Origin of the sequence: Terrabacter terrae (assembly GCF_039529575.1) — a bacterium.
GTDB classification, from domain to species: domain Bacteria; phylum Actinomycetota; class Actinomycetes; order Actinomycetales; family Dermatophilaceae; genus Terrabacter; species Terrabacter terrae.
The window spans coordinates 113074-113988 of record NZ_BAAANB010000001.1 but is presented as its reverse complement, the minus strand read 5'-3'; the positions used below and the strand labels follow the sequence as shown (position 1 = coordinate 113988).

The following is a 915-nucleotide window of genomic DNA, read 5'->3' as shown; positions in this document are numbered from 1 at the left end:
CTGACTCCAGCGTGACCGGCTCACAACCCCACACCGGCTCTTCGGAGCAGCCTCTTCCCGGACCCGTCACCACCCAGCGTAGAACCCCGGTCCTCGCCACGTCTTGACCTAAAGGGGTGCCATGAGCGGATGTCCGTTTCACGCCTGCTCGAGCCGGCTCGGAGTGGGGGTCCGACGCGTCAGGCGTTCCATGGGGACGGACGTCGAGCGGGGCGGGATGGTGGTGGTCAGCAGGCTGGCGAAGAGCAGGACCAGTCCCGCGGCCGCGATGCCGGTGAGCTGTTCGTGCAGGACGAGCATGGCGATGACGGCTGCGGCGGCCGGCTCGGCCAGGGACAGGGTGGTGGCGGTGCTGGCCCTCACGCTGGCCAGTCCGCGGCCGAAGAGGACGTACCCGAGGAACATCGGGATGAGAGCGAGGTAGGCGACAACGGCGAGGCTCGCGCGGGTGGCCAGGATGGTGGAGCCGGTGAGCACCATCACCGGCATCAGCAGGAGGCCTCCGAGGCCGAAGATGGCGCCCATGGTGGCGCGGCTGGGGATGCCGGTGCGGATGACGCGGGCGGCGCCCGAGGAGTAGTGGGCGTAGATGGCTCCGCCAAGCACGCCCAGGCCGATGCCGGCGACGTGACGCCACCCGCCAGCCGTGGCAGTGCCGGTTCCCGTGGCGTCCGAGTGCGCGAAGGCCAGCGCGGTGACGCCGAGGACGCCGAGACCCGTGCCGGCGGCCCACCGGCGCGAGAGCCGGGTGCCGTCCATGACTCGTTCGATGAGCGCGGCCGCCGGTGGGGCGGACCCGATGGTGACGACGGTGCCGACGGCGACACCGGTCAGGCGCATCGAGGAGTAAAAGGCCAGCGGGAAGACCGCCACGGCGACAGCGGAGACCGCCACGGTCGCCCACTGGCCGCGCAG

General features: G+C 71.6%; 1 protein-coding gene. It reads right to left on the bottom strand.

Features of this window, described 5'->3' with window-relative positions:
• Window positions 1-138 precede the first annotated feature (138 nt).
• Window positions 139-915, bottom strand: a 777-nt coding sequence (locus ABD194_RS00530) for a DMT family transporter (RefSeq protein ID WP_343985901.1), incomplete at its 5' end; no start/stop codon positions are given.